Annotated in this window: 29 protein-coding genes; 10 read left to right on the top strand and 19 right to left on the bottom strand. The window is 39.8% G+C overall.

The features are described 5' to 3' along the window. Positions 1-88 precede the first annotated feature (88 nt). The 3 genes from FILTAD_RS04210 (at position 89) to map (ending at position 1,464) form a co-directional block, all read left to right on the top strand. Positions 89-430, top strand: coding sequence for a magnetosome magnetite crystal formation protein family (locus tag FILTAD_RS04210; RefSeq protein ID WP_124069263.1), 342 nt, complete (start codon positions 89-91; stop codon positions 428-430). Positions 431-493: 63 nt separating this feature from the next. Beyond that, a complete protein-coding gene (locus tag FILTAD_RS16035; protein WP_238988139.1) occupies positions 494-610 on the top strand; it encodes a hypothetical protein in 117 nt (38 codons plus the stop codon). A gap of 107 nt (positions 611-717) precedes the next feature. Then, positions 718-1,464 (top strand): type I methionyl aminopeptidase, encoded by a 747-nt coding sequence (map, locus tag FILTAD_RS04205; protein WP_124069262.1) that lies wholly within the window; start codon positions 718-720, stop codon positions 1,462-1,464. Positions 1,465-1,528: 64 nt separating this feature from the next. On the opposite strand, the gene FILTAD_RS04200 is transcribed toward map, so the two are convergent. The 6 genes from FILTAD_RS04200 to pssA form a co-directional block, all read right to left on the bottom strand. Then, positions 1,529-2,668: a DEAD/DEAH box helicase gene (locus FILTAD_RS04200; protein ID WP_124069299.1), complete on the bottom strand. Its 1,140-nt coding sequence runs from the start codon at positions 2,666-2,668 to the stop codon at positions 1,529-1,531. Between the two features lie 77 nt (positions 2,669-2,745). Then, positions 2,746-4,194 carry an amidase family protein gene (locus FILTAD_RS04195; RefSeq protein ID WP_238988138.1) on the bottom strand — a complete coding sequence of 483 codons (1,449 nt, stop codon included), beginning with the start codon at positions 4,192-4,194 and terminating at the stop codon, positions 2,746-2,748. A 57-nt stretch (positions 4,195-4,251) separates the two neighbouring features. Continuing rightward, on the bottom strand, positions 4,252-4,398 hold the full coding sequence (locus FILTAD_RS04190; RefSeq protein WP_124069261.1) for a Fur-regulated basic protein FbpA: 147 nt from the start codon (positions 4,396-4,398) through the stop codon (positions 4,252-4,254). A gap of 424 nt (positions 4,399-4,822) precedes the next feature. Next, positions 4,823-5,392: a sterol desaturase family protein gene (locus FILTAD_RS04185; protein WP_124069297.1), complete on the bottom strand. Its 570-nt coding sequence runs from the start codon at positions 5,390-5,392 to the stop codon at positions 4,823-4,825. 143 nt (positions 5,393-5,535) lie between these two features. Then, positions 5,536-6,750 carry a carboxylate--amine ligase gene (locus FILTAD_RS04180; RefSeq protein ID WP_124069260.1) on the bottom strand — a complete coding sequence of 405 codons (1,215 nt, stop codon included), beginning with the start codon at positions 6,748-6,750 and terminating at the stop codon, positions 5,536-5,538. Positions 6,751-6,899: 149 nt separating this feature from the next. After that, complete coding sequence (gene pssA, locus FILTAD_RS04175) at positions 6,900-7,433, bottom strand: CDP-diacylglycerol--serine O-phosphatidyltransferase (RefSeq protein ID WP_124069259.1); 534 nt, start codon at positions 7,431-7,433, stop codon at positions 6,900-6,902. Positions 7,434-7,491: 58 nt separating this feature from the next. Here pssA and asd point away from each other — a divergent pair, with 58 nt between their 5' ends. From asd to FILTAD_RS04160, 3 genes are all read left to right on the top strand, one after another. Next, the gene (gene asd / locus FILTAD_RS04170) at positions 7,492-8,271 is read left to right on the top strand and encodes an archaetidylserine decarboxylase (RefSeq protein WP_160117558.1); all 780 of its coding nucleotides are present in this window, start codon (positions 7,492-7,494) and stop codon (positions 8,269-8,271) included. Positions 8,272-8,426: 155 nt separating this feature from the next. Beyond that, positions 8,427-8,564 (top strand): YjcZ family sporulation protein, encoded by a 138-nt coding sequence (locus FILTAD_RS04165; protein ID WP_124069257.1) that lies wholly within the window; start codon positions 8,427-8,429, stop codon positions 8,562-8,564. Between the two features lie 42 nt (positions 8,565-8,606). Further along, the gene (locus FILTAD_RS04160; protein WP_124069256.1) at positions 8,607-9,311 is read left to right on the top strand and encodes a class I SAM-dependent methyltransferase; all 705 of its coding nucleotides are present in this window, start codon (positions 8,607-8,609) and stop codon (positions 9,309-9,311) included. Between the two features lie 64 nt (positions 9,312-9,375). Here the strand turns inward: FILTAD_RS04160 and FILTAD_RS04155 are convergent, their stop codons facing one another. After that, a complete protein-coding gene (locus tag FILTAD_RS04155; RefSeq protein ID WP_238988137.1) occupies positions 9,376-10,221 on the bottom strand; it encodes a DUF2268 domain-containing putative Zn-dependent protease in 846 nt (281 codons plus the stop codon). A 218-nt stretch (positions 10,222-10,439) separates the two neighbouring features. Between FILTAD_RS04155 and FILTAD_RS04150 the strand changes: the two genes are divergently transcribed. After that, a complete protein-coding gene (locus FILTAD_RS04150) occupies positions 10,440-10,742 on the top strand; it encodes a hypothetical protein (protein WP_124069254.1) in 303 nt (100 codons plus the stop codon). A gap of 129 nt (positions 10,743-10,871) precedes the next feature. Here FILTAD_RS04150 and cyoE read toward each other — a convergent pair whose 3' ends face one another. Together cyoE and FILTAD_RS04140 are read right to left on the bottom strand one after the other, a co-directional pair. After that, positions 10,872-11,777, bottom strand: a complete 906-nt coding sequence (cyoE, locus tag FILTAD_RS04145; protein WP_124069253.1) for a heme o synthase — start codon at positions 11,775-11,777, stop codon at positions 10,872-10,874. Positions 11,778-12,011: 234 nt separating this feature from the next. After that, positions 12,012-12,866 (bottom strand): STAS domain-containing protein, encoded by an 855-nt coding sequence (locus FILTAD_RS04140; RefSeq protein ID WP_124069252.1) that lies wholly within the window; start codon positions 12,864-12,866, stop codon positions 12,012-12,014. 376 nt (positions 12,867-13,242) lie between these two features. Here FILTAD_RS04140 and FILTAD_RS04135 point away from each other — a divergent pair, with 376 nt between their 5' ends. Beyond that, positions 13,243-13,464 carry a small, acid-soluble spore protein tlp gene (locus FILTAD_RS04135; RefSeq protein WP_124069251.1) on the top strand — a complete coding sequence of 74 codons (222 nt, stop codon included), beginning with the start codon at positions 13,243-13,245 and terminating at the stop codon, positions 13,462-13,464. Between the two features lie 220 nt (positions 13,465-13,684). On the opposite strand, the gene FILTAD_RS04130 is transcribed toward FILTAD_RS04135, so the two are convergent. The 5 genes from FILTAD_RS04130 to FILTAD_RS04110 form a co-directional block, all read right to left on the bottom strand. After that, entirely contained in the window at positions 13,685-14,350 is a 666-nt protein-coding gene (locus tag FILTAD_RS04130; RefSeq protein WP_160117557.1) for a TIGR04104 family putative zinc finger protein, read from the bottom strand. Then, positions 14,337-14,855, bottom strand: coding sequence for a sigma-70 family RNA polymerase sigma factor (locus FILTAD_RS04125; RefSeq protein WP_124069296.1), 519 nt, complete (start codon positions 14,853-14,855; stop codon positions 14,337-14,339). Before FILTAD_RS04125 ends, FILTAD_RS04130 begins: the two co-directional genes overlap by 14 nt. 532 nt (positions 14,856-15,387) lie before the next feature. Beyond that, complete coding sequence (locus FILTAD_RS04120) at positions 15,388-16,179, bottom strand: putative hydro-lyase (protein ID WP_124069249.1); 792 nt, start codon at positions 16,177-16,179, stop codon at positions 15,388-15,390. Positions 16,180-16,212: 33 nt separating this feature from the next. After that, positions 16,213-17,430, bottom strand: coding sequence for an NRAMP family divalent metal transporter (locus FILTAD_RS04115; protein WP_124069248.1), 1,218 nt, complete (start codon positions 17,428-17,430; stop codon positions 16,213-16,215). A gap of 13 nt (positions 17,431-17,443) precedes the next feature. Continuing rightward, positions 17,444-18,205 carry a LamB/YcsF family protein gene (locus tag FILTAD_RS04110; RefSeq protein ID WP_124069247.1) on the bottom strand — a complete coding sequence of 254 codons (762 nt, stop codon included), beginning with the start codon at positions 18,203-18,205 and terminating at the stop codon, positions 17,444-17,446. A gap of 277 nt (positions 18,206-18,482) precedes the next feature. Here FILTAD_RS04110 and pxpB point away from each other — a divergent pair, with 277 nt between their 5' ends. Further along, positions 18,483-19,217: a 5-oxoprolinase subunit PxpB gene (gene pxpB, locus FILTAD_RS04105; RefSeq protein WP_124069246.1), complete on the top strand. Its 735-nt coding sequence runs from the start codon at positions 18,483-18,485 to the stop codon at positions 19,215-19,217. Further along, entirely contained in the window at positions 19,214-20,200 is a 987-nt protein-coding gene (locus FILTAD_RS04100) for a 5-oxoprolinase subunit C family protein (RefSeq protein ID WP_124069245.1), read from the top strand. Before pxpB ends, FILTAD_RS04100 begins: the two co-directional genes overlap by 4 nt. 81 nt (positions 20,201-20,281) lie before the next feature. On the opposite strand, the gene FILTAD_RS04095 is transcribed toward FILTAD_RS04100, so the two are convergent. The 5 genes from FILTAD_RS04095 to FILTAD_RS04075 form a co-directional block, all read right to left on the bottom strand. Then, the gene (locus FILTAD_RS04095; RefSeq protein ID WP_124069244.1) at positions 20,282-21,037 is read right to left on the bottom strand and encodes an IclR family transcriptional regulator; all 756 of its coding nucleotides are present in this window, start codon (positions 21,035-21,037) and stop codon (positions 20,282-20,284) included. A gap of 97 nt (positions 21,038-21,134) precedes the next feature. Then, complete coding sequence (locus FILTAD_RS04090; RefSeq protein ID WP_124069243.1) at positions 21,135-21,701, bottom strand: DUF4256 domain-containing protein; 567 nt, start codon at positions 21,699-21,701, stop codon at positions 21,135-21,137. A gap of 198 nt (positions 21,702-21,899) precedes the next feature. Next, positions 21,900-22,319: a YhfM domain-containing protein gene (locus FILTAD_RS04085; RefSeq protein ID WP_238988140.1), complete on the bottom strand. Its 420-nt coding sequence runs from the start codon at positions 22,317-22,319 to the stop codon at positions 21,900-21,902. Positions 22,320-22,359: 40 nt separating this feature from the next. Further along, the gene (locus FILTAD_RS04080; RefSeq protein WP_124069242.1) at positions 22,360-23,190 is read right to left on the bottom strand and encodes a DUF1835 domain-containing protein; all 831 of its coding nucleotides are present in this window, start codon (positions 23,188-23,190) and stop codon (positions 22,360-22,362) included. A gap of 193 nt (positions 23,191-23,383) precedes the next feature. Further along, on the bottom strand, positions 23,384-23,836 hold the full coding sequence (locus FILTAD_RS04075; protein ID WP_124069241.1) for an OsmC family protein: 453 nt from the start codon (positions 23,834-23,836) through the stop codon (positions 23,384-23,386). Between the last annotated feature and the right edge of the window lie 26 nt (positions 23,837-23,862).

The raw sequence follows: 23,862 nt of genomic DNA, 5'->3' as shown, positions 1-23,862 counted from the left end.
TTTATTGTATAAGACGGGCTTCATTTAAGCAAGATGATTATAAGTACTTTTTTTCTCTTCGGCAAAAGAACTAAGGAGTTGGATGCTTGTGACAAACAATAAACTACTGGCTGCTGTTTGCTATTTCAGTGTCTTTTTCTCCCCATTATTGCTTCCGGTCATCGTATATTTCCTAACGCAAGACCGTGAAGTGAAGGATCATGCAAAACGTGCCCTGATTTCTCATCTCGTCCCTACCATTCTCTTAATTGCAGGATTTATCATTTTTTCTTTCTCAATGTTTTCTTTTGAAAATAGGTTATCGGGTATGATGACTTCAGGTTTCAGCTTTTGGACTTATGCACCAATTATATTCATGCTTATTTATGCGTTACTGTTGGTCGTAGTCCTGATTTGGAATGTTGTGCAAGGTGTTAAAGTTATCAAATAAATGTTTACAGACGAAGATTTTAGGGAAAAAAGTAAGAAATGAATCACATAGGAGAGAATGTTTATGGGATTAGGCAAATTAGTTAAAACAGCCATTAAATTAGCACCTATTATCTATCCAATCGCACGGAAAGTGTTGGCTGACAAAAAAAGTACACCAACAAAGAGTCCCAAGAGGTGATAGAACAAGTCTGTAGACCTTTCTCAGAGTTTGCAGGCTTTTTTGTGCCTCTAATTATGATATAGTGTAGATGGAAAAGACTGTACGGAAGAAAGGACTTGTAAATCATGATTGCAAAAACCGAAGAGGAAATTAATGCATTAAAAAAAATTGGTCGGATTGTTGCCGAAATTAGAGAAGCAATGAAAGAAGCGACCGTTCCTGGAAAGACAACAAAAGAAATCGATGACATCGGCGGCAAACTCTTTGAAGAGAACGGAGCAGTATCCGGTCCGATTGCAGAATATGATTTCCCGGGCTTTACATGCATAAGTGTTAATAGCGAAGTGGCTCACGGCATGCCGGGATCAAGGGTAATAAAAGAAGGTGATCTTGTTAATATCGATGTATCAGGATCATGTAACGGCTATTTCGCTGATACCGGTATATCCTTTGTAGTTGGCGCACCTGATGAAAGAAAACAAAAACTTTGTGATGTCGCTAAAAGCGCGTTCGATCGTGCGATGTTGAAAGTCAAGGCAGGCTCCAGCTTGAATCAGATTGGGAAAGCAGTCGAACGCGAAGCCAAAAGTAACGGCTTGAAGGTGATTAAAAACTTGACTGGCCACGGTATCGGTAAAGCCTTGCACGAAGAGCCACAACATGTCCTTAACTACTACGACGCGTGGGATAAAACACTTCTTAAAGAAGGAATGGTACTTGCTGTTGAGCCATTCATCTCTGAAAAAGCAGAACATATCATTGAATCAGGAGACGGTTGGACGTTCATCACACCAGACAAATCTCTTGTCGCTCAAATTGAACATACAATCATCGTCACTAAAGGCGAGCCAATTATTTTGACAGAAATTTAATAGACACATGAAAAAGGGCTGTCCATGTTATCCGTAAACGGATTCATAGGCAGCCCTTTTGTCTTTACTTTTTCTTCTGACCTACTGTTTTCGAATTACCTTCTACCAATTGTCCATTATGCCATGTTTTCTGGACCGTTTTTATCCCTTTTGTGAGCTTGCGGTAATCTCGTTCTTCTGTATATGACAGCAAAGTTAGAACTTCTCCATCTTCACCTGCGCGGCCCGTCCGCCCCGAACGGTGTAGGTATTGCTCAACCGTATGTGGAACATCGACGTGAATAACATGCGTCAATCCTTCGATATCCAAACCTCGTGCAGCCAAATCAGTGGCTATCAAAATACGTGAGTCACCTTTACGAAAGCTTTCAAGCGTTTGCTGACGTTCAAATTTCTGCAAGTCTGCGTGAAGAACAACAATGGGTGCTTCACTATATTTCAATTTCATTTCTTTCATCCGAAGTTGGTTAACATTATTAATAAATGCCAGGGCCCGAATCCCTTTCATATGAGAGAGACCACGCAATACATCCGTTTTATCGCGCACTTCTGTTTTCACAAAAGAATGGACGACTTTACCCGATTTCGGCATTTCTGTTGCCGTTACTTGAATGCGTTCAGGATCATTCATAAACTTATTGGCAACCATTTCAATGTCTTCTGTGATTGTCGCTGAGACAACAGTCACTTGGCGTTCCGGATTCGATGCTTCTATCATATTTTTTACAGCGACCCGGTGTTCACGTGCTAATAACTGATCACCCTCATCAAGAATAATTTGCTTGATATCATACATTTTAAGCTTTTTAACTTTAATAAGTTCCGCAAGACGGCCAGGAGTTCCAACTACAATCGTAGGCTTCTTTTTCAACTTTTCAATCTGACGTTGCATATTGGCTCCACCGATTAGTTGGGTGACGGTGATATCTGTTCCTTCCACCCATTCCCGGATAACGTTAACAATTTGCATGGACAGTTCCTGCGATGGCGTTATGATAAGTGCCTGTGTTTGCTTTTTTGCCCCATCGACCATTTGTAAAATGGGTAGTACATATGCAAGCGTTTTTCCTGAACCCGTTGGTGATTCGGCAACGATATCTTTGCCCGCAAGCATTTCGGGTATCATTTTCGTTTGAATCGGCATTTCGTACTCGAACTTCCATTTTGCTTTTACTACATCGTCCATTTTCTCTAAGAAGGACATTGTCATCCCCACTTTCACTCTATTCCCTTAAGTTTAGCATAAGAAAGCCCATTGGACTTCATTTCTGAGTAAACTGTTTAAGGCTTTTGCCTTGCTTTAACGAATTGTTCGAAGGCATAGGCATAGCTGATTAGTTTAGGTTCGGAATAGGCTCTTCCCGAAAATGTGATTCCAAACGGCTCTCCCGCTTCGGAGTAAGCTGCTGGGACGGTTACGGATGGATAGCCAGCCGCGGCTCCGAAACTACATCCATGATCTTGCGGGAATACTAACGCCTGGACATTGTGCTCATCGAGTGCTTTTCCAAGAGCGATATCACCTGCTAAGTGTCGGTTACGCACCAACGCCTCGACGTAATCGCGTTCAGTTAATGTTCCGCTTGTCCGCTCAACCTTCTCAAGCATTACTTGACCGAACTTCAACGTTTCCTTTGCGTGCCCATTATTGAATTGAATGACATCTGCTAATGTACGAATTGGATTCTTTGCAGAAGTTTTCCCCAAGTACGCGTTAAGTGCCGCCTTAAATTCGTAAAGCAGTACATTGTAACCGAGTTCGTTTTCCATTGTACCGAGATTGATATCATCAACAATAATTGCGCCCGCCTTTTTCAATCTTTCAAGGGCATTCTCGAAAAGGCTAATTCGTTCAGAAGACGCTTCCCTTTCGAATATCATTCTAGCGACACCAATCCGAACACCTTGAAGTGCTTCGCTGTCCAATATTGTACGCCAGTTCGTTTCATCTAACTTTGATGCTTCATAGGTGACTGGGTCTTCCTCATCGAATCCTATTAGTAGACTGAAGGTGATGGCTGCATCTTCTACAGTTCTAGCCATCGGTCCCGGTGTATCCTGTGAATAGGAGAGCGGAATGATTCCTGTACGGCTTATTGCACCGACTGTCGGCTTGATACCGACAATTGAATTCTGCGCGGAGGGATTGAGTATTGATCCTGTTGTTTCCGTGCCGATTGCAACTGCCGCCATATTCGCCGCAATAGCTGCTGCTGCCCCCGAACTCGATCCTCCCACGTCAAATAGACCATATGGGTTATTCACTTGTCCGCCCCGCGAACTCCAACCGTTTGTCATGCGGTCGGACATGAAATTTGCCCATTCCGTCATATTAGTCTTGCCCAAAATCACCGCTCCGGCAGCCCGCAGTTTCTTGACGATATATGAATCCTCTTCGGCATAGAAATCCTTCAATGCAAGCGAGCCGCAACTCGTATGCATACCATCTTTTGTGCCCATATTGTCTTTCAGCAATACCGGAATGCCATGCAAAAGGGAACGTGGCCCTTGGTCCAATCGTTCTGCATCAAGCCCTTTTGCGATTTGTACAGCACCCGGATTCATTTCCAGTACTGCGTTGGTGTTTGAATTACGCTTTGAGATGGTGTCCAGATACATAAGTGTCAATGCTTCTGACGTCAATTCCCCGTTTTCCATCTTGTCTTGCATACTGTGTATAGTCGCCTCTTCAAGCCAATCGGTTTGAAGACTTTGTAATCGTTCGTCCACTAGTATGGCCTCCTATTTTTGCGCTGGAACCTTCGCCATCCACAATGGCTCCAGTTCTTAGATCATTGTATATTTCTTTAACAGTGCTTGTAATGGCAGTTCATATAGCTGTTTATCATGGATTTTAAAGATTCCTTTTTTAACTAGTCGTTGTATGATTTCTTCCCTTTTGATGTCCATTTTAGTCTCTGCTACTTTTCTCATGATGTTTGTTCCTCCTTGATGTTAGTCCACATTATGTTTTCCTCAAAACGGACATTTCAAAACATCTGAATAGGTTGAACAAAAAATGCCCTTCAAACCTGCTACGGCGCTTCGGTATGCATTCCATTTGAGTGGCTGCAGTTGCTTGGAGTGCAAGTGCGAGACTCCTGCGGGAATAGCGTTAGCCGAAGACCCCGCAGGAAAAGCCGCTACGCAGTACGGTTTTGCGAACAAAAGCGTAGCGTTGAGAGCACGGGGCAAGAATGCCTTAATTTCTGCAAATAACGCAGAAATTAAGGCAAATCGAACCCTTCGCTGTTCGATTGGCTGAGGCAACGCCCGCGGAAAGCGAGTACTGGAACGGAAAGCAACTGCCTTTTTTTGAGGTTATAAACTTTCGTTTGTGCTATATAGGTTAAAAAATTCACACCCGGTTTTCCAAGTTCCTTGCGGTTGCACTTTTTTCAACCTCATCTTTTTCTTTAAACGTACCAAGTGTCTTATCAAAAGATGTATGCGTTACACCGAACCAGTAATTCTCATTCATAAAATGATGCAAAAGGTGATGTTTTTTTATATTTTTCCCTAGTCTTGTACGCGGCTTAATCGGCTTATGTGCAATATAATGCTTCCATTCATAAAAAAGAAAATAAGCAACCAACCCAGTTGCGAACGCTATGGCTAGTGCACTACTTTTTGCAATTGAAAAAACGATCAGCGAATAAATGACGAAACCAGGAATACTGAACCAGAGCGGTAGAAATAATAATTTCAAATCATTTGGATCAACATGATGGTCATAATGCAGACGTTTAATCACCTTTAGCAAAAATGGGTTTTTCGGTGTTTTGATGTGGAACAAAAACCGATGTACGATATATTCACTCGTTGCATACGTCAACATACCAATCGCTATAGCAATCCAGGTACCAACATGCAATACGTGAAAAATTGTAAACGCTAGACATGTCAAGAAAATAATAAGCATAACCATAATATCCGGAAAAGCAGCAAACTCTTTCACGTACTTCTTCACGCAAACCCCTCCCTCATTACCCCTTACTATATACCAATTATTCAGAAACTTAAATAGAGTAATAGAAAACCCCCTATACACAAGGTATAAGGGATTTTCTATTACCACTGATTATTTTTATATTTACGATAGTAGTTGATCTGCCGTAAAAGCAAGTACAGTTTGCGCTTGAAATGACGATCTTGTTTATAGAATAATGGATTGCCGTACTTTTTCGCTTTAAGTAATGCCCTTACATCTTTTTGGACTCCGCTATCTGTCACGAACTTCTTCAAAACGATTTTTGGAACAACTGTAAATAGGTAGTTTTCATTCAACAACGTTAGCGGCTTCTGTTGACCATAGATTAGATCATCAACAAGGTATTTCGCCATATTATGCCCGCATGCTGTGATGTAGTAACTGGATCTACCTTGCCGAATGTTCACTTCAAACACTTTGAACTTCCCATCCCGTTCGTCGTATTTCAAGTCGAAGTTCGCATAGCCCACATAATCGAGCGCTTCCAGGAATCCTTTCAGCTTCATCATCATCTCTTCATTATAGCGAGTGATAAGTGCTGTGTAGTTTCCGATAGCTGTAACGGTGTGCTCTTGTAAGACGACTTGTGCAAACGTGGCCAGCTCGGCTTGTCCGTGAGTGTTCATGTAAAAGACGGAATCCCACATATAGGTGTCATCTCCAGGAATATAATCTTGTATGATTAGTTCTTCTTTATAGCCACTTGCCTTGATTGTATGGATGACTTTCTCGATTTCATCATAGGAATCGACCTTGTACACTTTTTGCATTCCGTCAAACGGGTTTAAGTAATACTGCACACCATTACTCGGCTTGACGATTACTGGAAATAGGACTTCATCTGTAAATGGTTTGTCCGAAAGACATGAATAGTAATAGGTCGCAGGTGCTTCGATTCCGTGTTCCGCACACAATTTGTAGAAGTTCGACTTAACAAGCACATCGTTCATAAGTGGCTCGTCTAAATAATTGAAAACGAAGTGACCTCTTAATGCCTCCGCATTTTCAATAATCATCCGAACGTACAAATCATTTGTCCCAATAAGTAACATCTTTTTCTTTGGTTCTGCATATTTCTCGGCAACTTTTTTTAAGAAGCTGACGAATGTCTCTTTTTCCGGTAATTTAGGGTTAAGCTCAATGCTTTTTATAATGGAGCTTAGGCTTGTGAATGATAATGGTTCTTTTCCGACTAAAACGGGTTTAATCCCATATTCTTCATGAAACGAAATAGCCATATTATAGGCGTTCATATCCGTTCCAACTATGATTGGGATGAATGGATGATTTGGCATAATGTCCTCCAACTGTCTGTTCTCTTGATAAGTGTAGGGTACCTTATTTTCAAAGTCAAGAAAGCGAAATGGGTGCTAGCGTTTTGAAAACGCAAAAAAAACGGTTCTCCAAACAAGTAGCAATTGTTCGGAAAACCGGTATGTCCCCTTCACACTTTCGCAATTCGGATTGTGCTTACCATCAATAACGCCAATACAAGCATCAGGATGACAAAAAATCCATCTTTCACATATGGATAGACGAAATAACTCATTGTCATGATAACGCCGGCTGCCGTAATTGGTACACCGCTAAACGCGCCATCAAATTCCTTCACATTAAAACGGGCAAGACGAACCGCGCCAGCTAAAATATAAAAAATCGTAATTGCAATGCCAACCCAAAGCATCTCCGATAAAGCAATCTGGTATATTAGTAAAGCGGGTGCGATTCCAAAAGAAATTAGATCGCACAGCGAATCAAGCTCTTTTCCGAAATCGGATTCCGAATGAAAATGTCTTGCCGCCATCCCGTCGAAACGGTCAAACAGCGCAGCTAAAAATATAAATAATAAACTCATATGACTTAACCCTTTAATAACGAGTATAATGGCGATAATACCAAAACTTAAATTCATCAAAGTAATTGCGTTCGCGATTTGGGCTCTGAACTTTGTATGATAAAACTCTCTCAATAAAAACATAGTGCTCCTCCTAACAGTCTATACTTAAATTATAAATGAAAAAATGAGGTTTGAAAATATGAAGAAGATTCTTTTTAATTCATTCGTGGAGCTAACAGGTAATCCGCTCTCTTCCAAGTTCCTAGAGTTATTTACACAATCACGAATGAGCAGACCACTTATACGCCCCTTTTCAAAAATGTATCACATCGATGAAAGTGAAATGGCGCAACCAATTGAGCATTATAAAAGTTTACAAGCCTTTTTTACACGTAATTTAAAAGAAGACAGTCGATCCATTGATGAATCTTCTAATACGCTAATTTCGCCGGTAGATGGGATTGTAAGCGGTATTGGTAAGATTAGCAAAGACCAAACCTTTATCATTAAAAACCGTTCTTATAATATACGCAAACTATTTGGGGATGAAAAGAAAGCAGCACCGTATAAAGAAGGTTTTTATTTTCTATTGTACCTCTCTCCAAGTCATTATCACCATTTCCATTATCCGGCTAACGGAAAACTTATCTCCCGTTATGCGCTGGGCGGGATTTCTTATCCGGTAAATGACCTAGGATTACGGTTCAAGGAGGATCTGTTTTCAACAAATCATCGTTTGATTTCAGAATTGGCAACGCCTTATGGAAGGGTAGCGATTGTTAAAGTCGGTGCACTTAATGTGAATAGTATTCAAATCCATAGCTCATCACCAGACTGTATAAAGGGCGCTGAGTTCGGCCACTTCTCTTTCGGTTCAACTGTCATTCTTTTCATCGAAAATAGTACACAGTTTAAAGCGACACTGCCCGTTATGACAAATGTTAAAATGGGTCAACCAATAGGAGAATGGCCCACTTAAAACAGAAATGATTTGATCAGGGGCGCCAGACATAAGACATACACTAAAAAAAGGCCCTAAACAATTCATTGTTTAGGACCTTTTTTCGTTTCTGCCCTGCACGATTGTAACCAGTTGCATAGTCTATAGATAATGGCAGGAAAGGGGGAGATAAAATGTCGTGTGAAACAGGTGAAAACGTTGGAAATGGATCAGGTTTTACGTTAATCGTTGTACTATTTATCCTGCTTATCATTGTTGGAGCAACCTATATGACGAATGATGGCATTGGAGGGTATGGAGAAAGGTGTTAACTACGAAACAAAGATGACAGTTTTAAAGTTGGAGAAAACTATATGTCCAATGACTATCTGAACCTTTTAGCACTTCTTGGAATTGGGGGGGCACATCCCGGAGGTTTTGCGCTTACCAAATCCATTTTGGAAAATGAACACATTCACCCTTCCGAATCCGTGTTGGATATTGGATGCGGAACGGGGCAGACAGCACACTATTTAACACAGAGGTTCGCATGCCAGGTCACAGCATTAGACAATCATCCAATAATGTTAGCAAAAGCGAAGGAACGGTTTCAAAAAAGTAAATCACCAGTTATCGTGGTCGAAGGAGATGTACAAAAATTAGATTTCCCGACGAATTCCTTTGACATGATACTGGCTGAATCGGTTATCGCATTTACTGATATCTCCAAGACCTTACATGAACTATCCAGAGTCTTAAAAAGCACAGGTAGATTAATCCTAATTGAAATGACAGCTGAACATCCTATGTCTCAAGAATTAATGGAAAAGGTATATAACCTATATGGAATACGAGAAGTCCCAACTGAAAAGGATTGGATAACCAAACTGGGGAACGTCGGTTTCACTAAAATCGATGTCCTTAATACTTCATTCGGACTAATCCAAACTGACATCGCTGATATAAACCAATCAGAAAATATCGGGCGCAAATTCTTTGATATATGGGATGAACATAACCGTTTTACGATAAAAAATAACGAATCCATTGGCTTTCGAGCTTTTCGTTGTTGTTTATAATTAAAAGTAAAAACCTTTTCTCTTGATAATTATTTAGAGAAAAGGTTTTTTAGTTTGCTCCGCGTTATGTTTTCGGTAAAGCAAAGTCAGAACCTGCAATTACCTCTTCAGAAGACTTTCGGTATAATTCGTTATTCGCTGTAAATCCATTCCTCTGTTGATAAGTTGCGACAATCTGATAGCCAATTTGGTAGCCAATCCATTTAGGCAATCGCTTCTTGGTATCGCCATACAGGAATGGCTGATGGCTATCCGTCCCCACTAAATTTAACGAAGGAAGAAAATATCGCTTCCATATTTTCATCATCTTTTTATACGAATACAGATTTACCCATGGTGATGAAAATTCTTCTCCGTATAAATCTTGCACTGCAAATTCCGCAAGCCCCTCAATTAGCAAAGAATCCATAAGAAGAATTTTAGCGGGTGCTTTACCTAAATAGTTTAGACGGCAAACATGGTTATACTCATGTGCAAATAATGTTTTGATAGCTTCTGATGATAATTCATCGGACAAAAACAGAAGCAATGTCCCCGAATAGGCTACTCCATTTTTAACAGGTGCATGTTCACCCATTTCACCATTTGTGTTTATAGGTAAAATATAGATGGAAACTTCAGGTCCGCCCCATAAATCCTTTAAAAGCCGATATTCCTTCTCAACAATTTGCCAAACATTCATTTTCTCCATTTTTTCTACCACCCGTTTGCTTTCCATCCATTCCAACGGGTCAAATAGCCCATGATTGAACAGTTCATATTGCAATTCTTCAGGGCTTATTCTAGGAAATGAAACGAGCAGTGGCTGGCATATATATTCACACTGTATCGCATATGGATTTTTATCTATTTGTTCTTTGCTAGCTGTGAAAAATCTTTCAAGTACTATTTGCGTATTAATAACTGGCAAGTATTTCATCCTTTAACGGTTTATTTATATATAAAGAACTCCATTGAACTCGCTGCGGCGCTCGTGGATGCCTACGCTTAGTTTATCCTTCATTTTCTTGGAACCGAATTCAAAAGTGAATATGCTAGTAGCCGGACATTCATCTAGTACAACTCACTATTGCATCATATGTTAACAATACATGCTTGTATGCAAATACGTTCGAAAGGAGGATGAAAATGACTCAAAATAATTTGTATCATCAATGTTGCCGCTACTACGGAAAAACTGTAAGAATTACTTGTCATGATGGCAGGACGCATGTAGGAGAAATCACCAGAGTAAGTAGAGACATGGTTTGGATTCGACCTGCTGGAAATCTAGGTGGTTACGGATTTGGCTATGGTGGATTTGGAGGGTACGGTGGGTACGGTGGTTATGGTGGTTATGGATACAGAAGGTATGGTGGATCTAGATTCGGTTTCGGCATTGCGCTTGGAGCAATTGCTGGAGTAGCACTTGCCTCTGCGTTTTTTTGGTAAGTTTCCTGTTCGTGTAAAAGTACAACTATAAAGTTTTAAAAAAAAGACAAAGCCGGTTAGTAGATCTACCGGTTTCGCCTTTTTTTATGTCAGTAAAAGAACCCTGCCAACTGTTATGAATCGTACCCATCACAACGTAACAAAAATCATTAACAAAAATAAAATCATCAAGTAATTCACGGAATATAAGAAAACTATATTAGCCCATTTAAGATCATTCTTTGTAGAAAAGCCCATAAATCCAATTACCAAGAAGCCGATGTTTAGCATTGTGGCCACAATCATAAATGTCAGACCAAGTGACGCTAAATAGAATGGCAATGGAAGCAAGCATGCTACATAGACGACAATTTGCCGCTTAGTCATGTTAAAGCCAAGTACAGCGGGCAACATCGCAACACCAGCTGCTTTGTATTCATCATTTTTCTTCATTGCAATTGCGAATGTATGAGGCATCTGCCAGATGAATATAATCATGAACAACACAATCGGAACGATATGAAAAGCCGGTGCAATCGCCGCCCACCCAATTAAAGGAGTAACCGCGCCTGAAACGCTGCCAATTACAGTATTCAGCGTGTACCTTCTCTTGGACCACATCGTATATAAAATAACATATGTGAACCAGCCAATGAATGCATAAATGGCTGCCTCAATAGTTGTGAAAAATAAAAGGACCATACCTAATACCGAAAGGGCAATTCCTAACATCAAAACTGTATTTAATGAAATATTCCCCGTCACTGTAGGTCTTTTTTGCGTTCTTGCCATCACTGTATCGATATCGACATCGTACCAGTTATTAAGAACAAGTGCCCCTGCCATAAGAACAGTACTACCGACAATCGTTAGCAAAAACACATTTAGATTATCGATTAATGAAATGCCAGTAAAATGCAATGCCAACCAAAAACCAACAAATACAGGAACAACATTCGCAATTAATACAAACGATTTAAAAAGTGATTTCAGGTCTGCAAACATAGTGGAAATACTTCGCTCCTTCCCAGAAGAAAGGATTATATCTTTATTCATCTACAATACGCTCCTTAAAATTGGTTTCAATTAGACCATTTAAATACGATTCCATCCTTACTACTATATCATTTTGAATGAGGCAAAATAAACATTTACGATTTTTCTTCTACAAAATCCATAAAAGGTTCTACAGTTTGTAACAATTCATGATTGTTACAAACTGTAGAACCTTTATAATTTCCTACCTGTTCTACGATAAAGGGACGCCTTACCTTTTATATCCATCACTGTTCATTTATCTTTTATTATCCGGAAACCGTTTTCCAGAGCTTGCTGTAACGAACTAAACGTATCTATTTGGGAGAAATTCAATCCCAACTGAACTGCAGTCTGAGCAATTTCCGGGCGGATTCCCGTTATCGTCGATTTAATCCCCAATAATTTCAGTATCTGTGTGCTTCGAAAGATTTGGTGGGCAACCATTGTATCGATGATTGACACACCTGATAGGTCGATGAATAAATGCTCAATATGTTGTTCCGTACACCTTGCAGGAACATCTTCCAAAAACTTTTGTGCACGTAACGTGTCGATATCACCAACTAATGGCAACACACCAACCGATTCATTGACTTTTATGATAGGTGTTCCTAATTCTTCGATTAACTGCAATTGTGCTGAGAGTCTGTTATCCATTACCTGGTAGTACATTTCCGAAAAACTGACAGTAAGCCTATCAAACGCTTCGTGTATTGTAATTCCCCATTTTAATAAGTCCGCCCTGGTAACTTCATCACCTTTTAGTTCCACAAATTTTACGATGAAAGACCAGTATGTTTTTCTAACTTTACTTAGCGCATCCAGCACTTCATGAATAGGTGTATTACTACTTACCCTACTTTTGGCTACTATAAGAGCCCATTGTTCCTTATTTTTTTCAAAGTCCCCTTGTTCTCCCAATAGACTGCTAGCAACAGCGAGATTGGTTAATCTGTTTTGTTCCCGAAGTTTGGTTTCCGCCGTTTCACCTGCATCCACTGAATAGATGGATCCCTTTTCTTCTATTCGTTGCGCAAGCCATTCGTCCGATATGGCGCATAAGTTATTGATGAGATAATCGTGTAGTTGCATATCCATGTTACTCATTTGCATCCTCCTTGTCTAAAAGTAGTACCGTTCTTCGTTTTTTTAACTATATATGTTGACATAAGGAATCCTCTCAACGACGCTCGGCGCTTGGGGATGCCTCCCGCAATAAGCCAGACAGAAGACCGCTGTCAGTCTTATTGCTTCGGCTACCCCAGTGAGGCGCCTTCGCTGGAAATTTTATAGAATCATTATTTTAACATGCATAGTATCCTATTAGTTTTAGTATACCAAAGGTTTTACGAAATGAAATTAAAGTTTTCTAAAAAAAGGCATGATGCAGGCCAAGCCATTAAAAAAATGGTTTTCAAATAGTTATTGAAAATTTGGGTACGCTATTTATTGAAGGATTCTAAAAGAAGAAGGAGGATGTAAAATGTCAAAGATCAACCCAAAACCGAATGATTCAGCTGATAATGAAGAGAGGTTAAAGAAAACAATTAGTAATATGGAAGCGGCAGAAGAAGCGATGGCATTTGCAGAAGGACAAGAACGTGCTACAATCAAGTCGAAAAATGAACGACGTGCAAAAAGCATTGAAGATTTGAAAAACGAAATAATAGAAGAAGATAAATCACGTGTTAACGGGTATATTTGAAATTGCTGTTTATGTTGAAATAGAGAATTCTCTTGAATCCATTTCGGCGCTTGGGTTTTGCCTACCGCGATACCACTTTTAAGACGTCTTCGATGGTTTTACCTAAGTTGTCACTAAGTAAATTCGCTAAAACAGTGAAGCGAGCCTTCCCCTGACAATATAGGAGAAAAGCTCGCTGTTTTAGTTGTAAATGATTGTCCTTACTTAAATCCTTTTTTGATCACCAGAAAGGTTCATTGATGGGGTCATCCTCTTGGAGTTCCATATAATATGGACTTAGGCTAAACAACATATACGCAGCACAGATAGCATACACAACGATTCCTAATAAAATGTTAGTAAATAGATGAGGAACGAGAGTAATAAAAGGTATAAAAAAGTTTAGCATAGCGGTTTTTTTTACCGATTTTTTCGTTCGATACTGCTTTTTGGTGCAGTAAGGACATGTCGTTCCCCCGTTTTTCATGCTTTGCTTCAATGCTTCCCTATAGGACCATTCTTCACCGCATTCCACACAAACAGGTAAGCCTTTGCCCCTTTTTCGAAGGCCTCGCTTTAACAAGAAGCGTAGGACAATAAAAAAGCTAAAGAAAAGAATTGTTTTCAAAATATCATTATCGAGTATGGACCAATTTATAGTTGTTAGGGCTTCATCTGGTGACGCCCCCTGTAAACTATTCGCAGAATCACCTTGTTGCCTTAATAAATAACCGAAACCAAGTGCAAAAACCGTGAAAGTCGCGAGCACAATTCGATATTGCCAATTGACACGTCTTTTTTGATTATGTACTTTAGCTTTTGATTTCGTTGCGATTAGTTGCTTTTTCTCTGCGGATAACGACATAGGTTGTAGCTCGCGAAGTAAATCCTTCTTAAATTGACTCATGGCGTAGTTCCTCCCATTCATAATCAACTATCCGATTTGCCAGTTGCTTCCGCGCACGCTGTAACCTCGTTCTTATCGTCGCTTGCGGACAATCCAATAACTCCGCTATTTCCACTGTCGTCATTTCCTGGAAGTAGTATAGAATGAGCACTTCACGATAGGTGATTGATAAGGTAAACAAAGCCTCTACCAATTCTTGCTTCTCCGCCTTTTCAAGCAAGGACCGTTCAGGGGTACGGTTGGTACTTTTCCCCGTTACTTTCTCAAACAGCGTGATCCGCTTGTTCTTCCAGCTTCGTAAAAAATCATGGCTACGATTGACCGTCATTTTCACTAAATAAGTTCTCAGCGATGCCTCACCTCTGTACTGCCCCTGTTTTTCATAAAAAGCGATAAAGACTTCTTGCACGATATCCTCTGCCGTCGCCCTATTTTTTACATACAAGTAAGCAACACGCAGTAAATAATCTCCATGCTCGTCAATGACCTCTTCAATTTCCGCCACAACCTCACCTACCTTCACCTTACTGACGGATCCCAAGCCTATTCCGATTCACTTTTCATGTGATTTGTTTTATCTTAATTAGAAAGGCTTTTGCAAGTCAACGAAAGAAGTACTAAAGTTTTCAAACACAGCTTCCAAAGAAGATTTACGCCAACTTTATATAAAAAAATGACTGGTTATTGGACAATGACCGGGATCAGATTGACCAGTTGTTTAAGTAATTCATGGTGCCAGTTGCCTACACTTTATTATGAAACGACAAGTGATTTAACTATATATGTTGAACTAATGATTTAATATAATATCCTGCGAAGGCGCCTCACTGGGGTAGCCGAAGCAATAAGACTGACAGCGGTCTTCTGTCTGGCATATTGCGGGAGGCATCCCCAAGCGCCGAGCGTTGTTAAGAGGATTCTTTATGTCAACTTATATAATCAAGTAAAATAAAAATTGGACATCCAAATAGATGTCCAACCTTTACTTTTTATGTAATGATGGGTATTTTTTCGACTCTTCACAGTTAATTACGATTTCATAACACACTCAACGCCGTATCTTTGATATCACTAATAAACATACAACCCGGGGCATGTGTGATCATAATCGAGGGTTTACTTTGCATTGCTACTGCCTGTGGTGTGACCCCGCACGGCCAAAATACTGGAATTTCACCATCTTTGATAGTGACTGAATCCCCAAAGTCTGGTTTGTCAATATCCGTGATGCCAATTTGACTTGGGTCTCCAATGTGAATTGGTGCTCCATGAACGTCAGGAAAACGAGTGGTAATTTGCACGGCTCTTATTGCATCCTCATAAGTCATAGGCCGCATACTTACTACCATTGGCCCTTCAAAGACACCTGCTTTTTCACAGGCAATCATCGTTTTGTACATAGGTACATTGCATTTTTCTTCAATATGTCGGATGGGTATACCGGCTGCTAGAAGTGGTGTTTCAAACGTGAAGCTGCATCCTAGCAGGAAGCAGACCATGTCTTCTTCCCAGTAAGCAGTTGCATCTAGCACCTCTGCTGTATATACCCCCTTTTTATAGATTCGATACTTTGGCACATCGGTCAGAATGTTTGCACCAGTTGCGATTTTGTTAGGAGTGAAAGAGCCTAATTCCGTCACGTCCAATAAAGGACACGACTTCGGGTTTCGTTGACAAAATAGTAAAAAGTCATAGGCGTGTTCTTTTTTCAATATAACAAGATTCGCTTGCGTAAATCCCTTTGACATGCCTGCCGTCGGTCCTGTAATGACCTGTTCGCTGATTAATTTCCTGATTTCTATTGGAGACATTTTTTCGTAGCCTTCCATCACTTGTCCTCCTTCAACTAGTACTATCGTTCATTAAAAAAGTAATGGCAGTTGCTCAAAGAGTGTCATGATACTTAAAACACCCATGATGATGACAACAAATCCTCCCGTTATTGTCAGCCAAAGCGGATGTTTATAACTACCAATGATATCCTTCTTATAAGCAGCAACTAGAATTGTTCCCAAAGCAAGAGGTAAAATTAGTGCATTTAACGCACCGACAAGTAAAAGTATTTTCACGGGTTGACCGACAAGTGCAAACGTAAGTGTCGAGACCAGTATAAATAAGATTATTATCCAGTTGTGATACTTCTCGATGGCGGGATGAAAAGATCGAATGAATGAAACAGATGTGTATGCAGCTCCGACAACGGAAGTAATAGCCGCCGCCCACATAATAACACCGAACATTCTATACCCCGCATTACCTGCAGCCAATTTGAAAACTGAAGCAGGTGGATTAGAAGGGTCAATCGTAAGCCCCATTGATACAACACCAAGGACTGCCAAGAACAAAGCCACGCGCATAATCCCTGTCACAACAATTCCCATAACAGAGCTTTTCGTGACGTCCGGCAATGATTCAATCCCTTTTACACCTGCATCCAATAGACGGTGGCCGCCAGCAAATGTAATGTATCCTCCTACCGACCCACCAATAATCGTGACGATAGCAAAAATACTAATATGTTCCGGTTTAAAAGTATTAACGATTGCTTCCCCTACTGGAGGTGAGGTTGTAAATGCAACATAAAGCATTAATAGAATCATGACAACCCCAGCAGCTTGTGCAACTTTGTCCATTGCCTTGCCAGCTTCTTTAAACAAGAATATGAAGATTGCAAAAGCGGCACTTATGACGGCCCCTTTGATGGGATCCATTCCTAACATGGCGTTAAGCCCGAGTCCTGCCCCGGCGACGTTTCCAATATTAAATGCAAGTCCTCCGATTACTATTAATACAGCGAGCACAACCCCAAGTCCTGGTAACACTTTATTAGCTATCTCTTGGCCTCTCAAACCAGACACGGCAATAATTCTCCAAATATTAATTTGTACAAAGACATCTAAGAGCAATGAAATTAAGATAACAAATCCAAAACTTGCCGCTAATTGTTGCGTAAATACAGTTGTTTGCGTAAGGAATCCAGGTCCGATGGAAGAGGTAGCCATTAAAAAGGCCGCTCCTAGCAAGACACTTTTACTTACTTGTTTCTTCACAGGAGCTTGCTCTAAGTTATTTCTTTTCATATAAATCCTCCACTCATTCCGAAATTGCAGAAACCATGATATTGTTTTGCACTAACTTCTCTTTTATATAAATTGCAAAATCCAACGCATGCTCTCCGTCCCCGTGAATGCAAATTGAATCAGCTTTCACTGAAACTTCTACTCCCTGTTGGGACATGACTTTACCTTTTGTCACCATTTTTATAACCTGAGCAACTGATTGCTCTTTATCTATTATCATTGCGTCTGTTTGTGCACGTGATGTAAGAGTACCGTCCTCTTGATATGTTCGGTCCGCAAATACTTCATGTGCTGTTCGTAAGCCAATTCGTTCACCAGCTTTTGTTAATTCACTTCCCGCAAGACCGACTAATACAAGTTTTGGTGAAATACCGTATACAGCTTGTGCAATAGCTTCTGCAAGTTTTTCATCTTTGGCTGCCATATTGTACAGCGCACCATGTGGTTTTACATGTTGCATTGAAGCATTGCATGTTGTTAAGAACCCTTGTAATGCCCCGATCTGATAGACGACCATATCGTACGCTTCCTGTGGAGTGATTTTCATTTCACGGCGACCGAATCCATTTATATCTGGAAGTCCAGGATGCGCACCAATTTTTACGTTATTATCAATTGCAAGCTTGACCGTTTCTCTCATGACACTTGGATCACCTGCGTGAAAACCACAAGCAACATTTGCTGATGTTACATATTTTAATATTTCTTTCTGCTCGCCCAAAGTATAGCGACCAAAACTTTCGCCTAAATCACAATTTAAATCTACCCGAAACATAGTTTTCCCTCCATTAACGGTAAGTATTTATTTATAGAAAGCGCTTACAAAATGCTTAATTTCCGGAATACGGAACTAAGGTTTTGAATTATAAATTCACTTTATCATATAAATCTACTATTGAATAGACATTATTCCATGAATTTAGAAGGCAGTAGAAAAGAATTACTTTTTTGACTTGACGTACTTGTATTTTGTTTTTCGACTATTATAATGATTGTATGATCCATTTCGTAAAACTACGGTACCGTATTTCGAAACTCAGGGAGTTGTTAGAATGAGTAAAGAAATTGTAAAGGCTCTTATAAAGCCATTAGGGGATTCTGCCCTGATTGTCCAGTTAGGCGAAGGGATTAACCCTTCGATTCATAAGAATGTAAAAGAGTTGGCTATACTATTGGATGCAAGCCCATTTAATGGTTATATAGAGTCTGTTCCGGCTTACACAAGTTTGACTGTTTACTACAATCCTTACATTGTGCATCAGTCTATTAAAAGTGTATTGATAAACACTTCTTTTCAATATGTTAGCGTTTACATGGAAGACTTGGTTCTACAAATCGGCAAGCAGGCATTATCTGACGAAAAGCATGTCACTATTCCAGTGCTATACGGAGGTAAGTACGGACCCGATTTAGAGTACGTCGCAAACTTTCACGGGTTAACTACCGAAGAAGTTATCCGAATTCATTCTGAAAATGAGTACCTGGTCTATATGATTGGCTTTGCACCAGGTTTCCCTTTTATGGGTGGCATGGATGAACGAATTGCAACACCCCGCAAAGAATCTCCTCGAACAGCCATTGTTCCGGGAGCCGTAGGAATTGCCGGGATGCAAACAGGGGTTTATCCATTGGAGACGCCCGGAGGTTGGCAGATTATTGGTCAGACCCCTATCAATCTTTTCCTTCCGGATGTATGGCCACCGACATTACTGCAATCGGGCTATAAAATTCGCTTCAAGCCTATTTCTTCCGGGGAATATGAGTATTTAAAGGAGATGAATTCATGAGTATCCAAGTACTTCATCCCGGACTTTTGACCACAATTCAGGATTTGGGGAGATATGGTTCGCAGAAATACGGCGTTATTGTAAGTGGCGCAATGGATAGCTATTCGTTACGCATAGCAAATTTGCTAGTGGGAAATGAAGAAGGTGAAGGCGCTCTCGAAATTACGTTGTTTGGGACAACTCTTCGCTTTGAAACAGATTTACTCATTGCAATTACCGGTGGTGATTTGATGGCAACGGTTGACGGCGAAGAAGTGCCGATGTGGCGTCCCATTCTTGTACGAAAAGATTCCGTATTGACGTTTAAGTCGGCACGAAAAGGATGTCGTGCTTATGTCGCGTTTGCTGGTGGGTTCGTTGTTCCTGAAGTTATGGGAAGTAAAAGTACATATGTCCGGGCTGGTATTGGCGGTTTTTTGGGAAGGGCTTTGGAAAAAGGAGATGTGCTTGCATGTGGGAAGCTGAATGCCACTAGTCAATCATTTGTTCAACAGTTAAGTAAAAGAAGTGACCACTTTACATGGACTGTAAATTACGAAACACTAATCCGTTTTCAGCAGACGCAAACCATTCGAATTAGTAAAGGTGCTGAGTATAATCATTTTAACGAAATTAGTAGACAAAAATTAAACGGGGAACCGTATGTACTAACTACTGCATCTGATCGAATGGGCTACCGTTTGGAGGGATTCCCTCTATCATTGACTGAAAAATTCGAGTTACTGTCTGAAGGTGTCACTTATGGAACGATACAGATTCCTCCAAATGGACAGCCCATTATTTTAATGGCAGATCGCCAAACAACTGGCGGTTATCCAAAGATCGCCCAAATTATTTCGGCTGATTTGCCTAGTTTGGCGCAATTACAACCGACCGGTACCATTCAGTTCAAGGAAGTTTCAATTGGGGAAGCCGAAAAGGAATTGTTGAGAAATGAGCAGATTATAACTAACATTAGAATTGGAATTCAATCGAAAACATAAAAGACTTGTTCAATACATATGCCTCAGTTTGTTTATTCCCCCCTATTCAAGTTGCTTGATTTGCATAGGGGGAATTCACTACTAATCGGTATAGCCTAATTGATTCGATATTTTTTTTGCTGCCTCTAAAGCTTTTTCTGCATACATCGGGATTTTTTCATTTTGATAATTTGCTTCAATGCCTGCGACACTAATCCCTGCAATGACTTCCCCTTTATGGTCAAATATCGGTGCTGCAATCGCCGATGTATGGTTTTCCAATTCAGAATGACTAACGGTATAACCGTCGATTCTTGCTTGTCTAATTGTTTCATAAAGATGGGATTTATCTGTAATAGACCCCATACCAAAAGGTTTGAGCTCTATAGAATCGATATATGCATCAATTTCCGTATCGGGTAAGAATGAAAGAATAACGCGGGAACAAGCTCCAGCATATAAGGGGCTTCTTCTACCAATCGCCGTGTAAAGGCGAACTTTTTGAAGTGTATCAATTTTTTCTATGTAAATTGCTTCATCATTTTGCTTTATGATTAGATTGACAGCCTCATTCACATCATGATGGAGATCCTGCATGATTGGGTAGGCTATATTACGAATATTGATTCTTGAAGAGACCAAATGACCAAATTTAAGAAATAAGAGACCTAAGCGATATTTCGAATCCTCCCCTTTCACAAGAAACCCCATTTCTTCAAAAGACATGAGCATGCGATAGACAGATGTTTTTGGGATACCAGAGTGCTCTATAACTTCTTGGAATGTCAGTTCCGCATGGTCTATAAATAAGTTTAGGACATCCATTGAACGGACCACCGTTTTGTTTTTATTAGTCATTGCTATACCTCCAATGTGCTTAGACTTTCTGTTTAGAATTAAAGCCTTTCCACAGGTGATTCGTTCTCAAATTCAAATTTAGCTGTCTGTGCAAAATTCAGACCCTTAGCACACCACGGAAACCTCTTGATGCATAGTAGGATTCTGCTCCATTGTGGTACACAAAGACAGTGTCGTAGCGACAATCACAAAAGATGGCCCCTTTTAGTTTTCTAATAGCAGCAGGCGTTTGCACCCAGCTGGACGTTTTCTTATCGAACTTTTCAAGTATCTGTATCTCCCGGTATTGTTCTTCCGTTAAAAGTTCAATGCCCATGGCAGTTGCCATATCAATAGCGTTATTTTCTGGCTTATGTTTTTTCCTTGACTCCAGTGCTTCACGGTCGTAACAAATACTTCTGCGACCTTTAGGACTTTCCGCTGAGCAATCATAAAAAATGTATTCATCCTTCTTCTTATCATGACCGACAACATCCGGTTCGCCTTCAGTTACTTCCATTTCATTGAGCGACCACAGTTTTTCAGTATTGGCTTCGAGCTTAGTTTGTACTTCAGCCCATTCGAGTCCTTCATGGCGATGCATGTTTTTTTCAAAACGGGCTTTTAATGTATTGAGTAATTCATCACGTTTTTCTGGTGACAACTCTTTATTTATATTTGTCATATTAGTTTCCTCCCACTTCTCGTTTACGTATTGAGTGCTTTTCACGCTTTTTGTTCATGTTATTCTCGATTTAAATTAAGTTTCGTCGGGTTAAAGTGAAGAGAACGCAAGGAACAGTGCCAATTCAAGTAATTTAGGGTAGAGTAGGTTGATAAATAATCTCGTAAATTCTTTAAGCAAATATCATGACTTTCAATTTTATTGTATTAATAATCTTAACTTCTGTGTGTTTTTTACCGAGGTAAGATAAACTTCATCATCATCGATGTACATGAACATACTCTTTTCATTTTTCTTTCCCAGCCACAAATGAATACCGTGCGTTGGCAATTGACCTTCTTCTGCTGATGTATATTCAACCATCACATCGTATTCTGGGTCCGATACATCTACATGTCCTATTTGTTTTTGAGCGGTTGTAATCGCGTTTTTAAACGTTTTAATTGATTCGGCATCGGTATATGATTGCATAATATCTTCATTCATTCCGCCAAATCCGTTTGATTTTGAAATTTTCACTTCAGAAACCTTTTCATCCAATAGAACCATTGTTTCTGCCGTTCGTGATAGACAACCTACTAAAATCAGCATACCTACAAAAGATACCACTAAAATCACTGTTCTCAATTCAATCTCCCCATATTCTTTCTTGGCATCATTATTTCAATCTAACGCTATAAAATCGCATGGCCTTAAGACTTCCTTCCGACTCAAATATCCCCGCATCTATTAGCATTCTTAGTCGATATTCTAAAAATGAGTCGCCTACATGTTGTTCTAAGTTTCCCAGAACGTCACCAATTAATCTTGCAGATTTCATAAATCCATTTAGCTCCGGTTTTCTATGTAGATGCTTTGCTTTTTGAATAATAAATTGATCATAATAGTTTTCAGAAACGCTCTGTATTCTATCGCTTTTCCATATTCTTAATGTTTCTTGGTTATCAGAAAGAGATAGCCATCTATTTTCTAAATCTTCTCGTTTACGTTGTGTAAGTGATGGAATAACTTTACTATGCCCATATATAGATTGAAATTCTTCAGGAGAAATTTCTCCTGTATGTAATACCGTATATTCTATATCCTTTTTACTGAAAAGCTCTCTATGTTTTTTGGTTGTATTGATAACCTTGATGTCGTTATCCCTACTATTTAACAGATGGAGAACGTAACGCAGTCCAGTCTGCTCATGTGAGTTATCAGCAATCCATATAGTAATCGTTTCGTCCCCTGGAATAGATTTTATTTGATTTACAGATTCTTTAAAGCTCTTTACAAAGACATGAAAATCTTCGTTTTCATCATTCATCACATTTTTCATCCAAGTAAATCTTGCTTCTTTCCCTATCTCATCGTGTAACTGCCAGATTGGTCCAATTGAGAACATGTCTCTAAAGGATACAATCTTTTCCATTTTGTATCTACCTAAACCCTTTAAAGCTACTCTTAAACTTCCTGCAGAGGCATCACTGAAAAGAATATGGATCATCTGAAATTTCACCTTCTGTCTCGTTTTTAGTTGTTCTTGTTAAATCCCCTCACTCTCGTACAATGAACTACGATCGAATAGTAAGTAAACATGGAGCCAATCAAATTGGTCTTTGATTGGCCCACTGTCGACTCTTTATTGTTTTGGTTGGGTTTTCTTAACTGCATGCCTTACAGGACAGTTAGCGATGTAACTACTTTTTTGACCAATTACTATTTACTTCAACCCCTGCATCTTTCAACAGATTATATAATGGGCATCTCTTTTCAACGATTTCTTTTAATTGTTCTATTGCCGCCTCTGTTTCGTCGGTTTCCACTACCACATTAAGTTGAACTGTTTGGAAATAAGTTTGTACACCTTCTACCCCCTTAAAACCACGTGGATCTAATATCCCTTCCGTATCATACTCCAAACCTTTATATGTAAAGCTCAGCTCTTTAGCTACATATGCAACCATTATAGTTGTACAGGCCGAAAGTGCTCCCAAGAAATATTCCAGTGGATTAGGACCCGTATTGGTGCCACCAAGTCTTTCTGGTTCATCAACAAAAAATACTGGCAAGTCTCTTACACTTATTGTATTTTTTAATCCGTGTTCTAGTTTGCCATTAACACGAAGTGTCGCTAGTTGTTGCTCATTCATAATGATGTCTCCTTTTTAATCTATAG

It is taken from the genome of Filibacter tadaridae (assembly GCF_900609045.1).
Classification (GTDB): Bacteria; Bacillota; Bacilli; order Bacillales_A; family Planococcaceae; genus Sporosarcina; species Sporosarcina tadaridae.
Note: the sequence above shows the minus strand (reverse complement) of the source record. Positions and strands in the feature narration are given on the sequence as shown.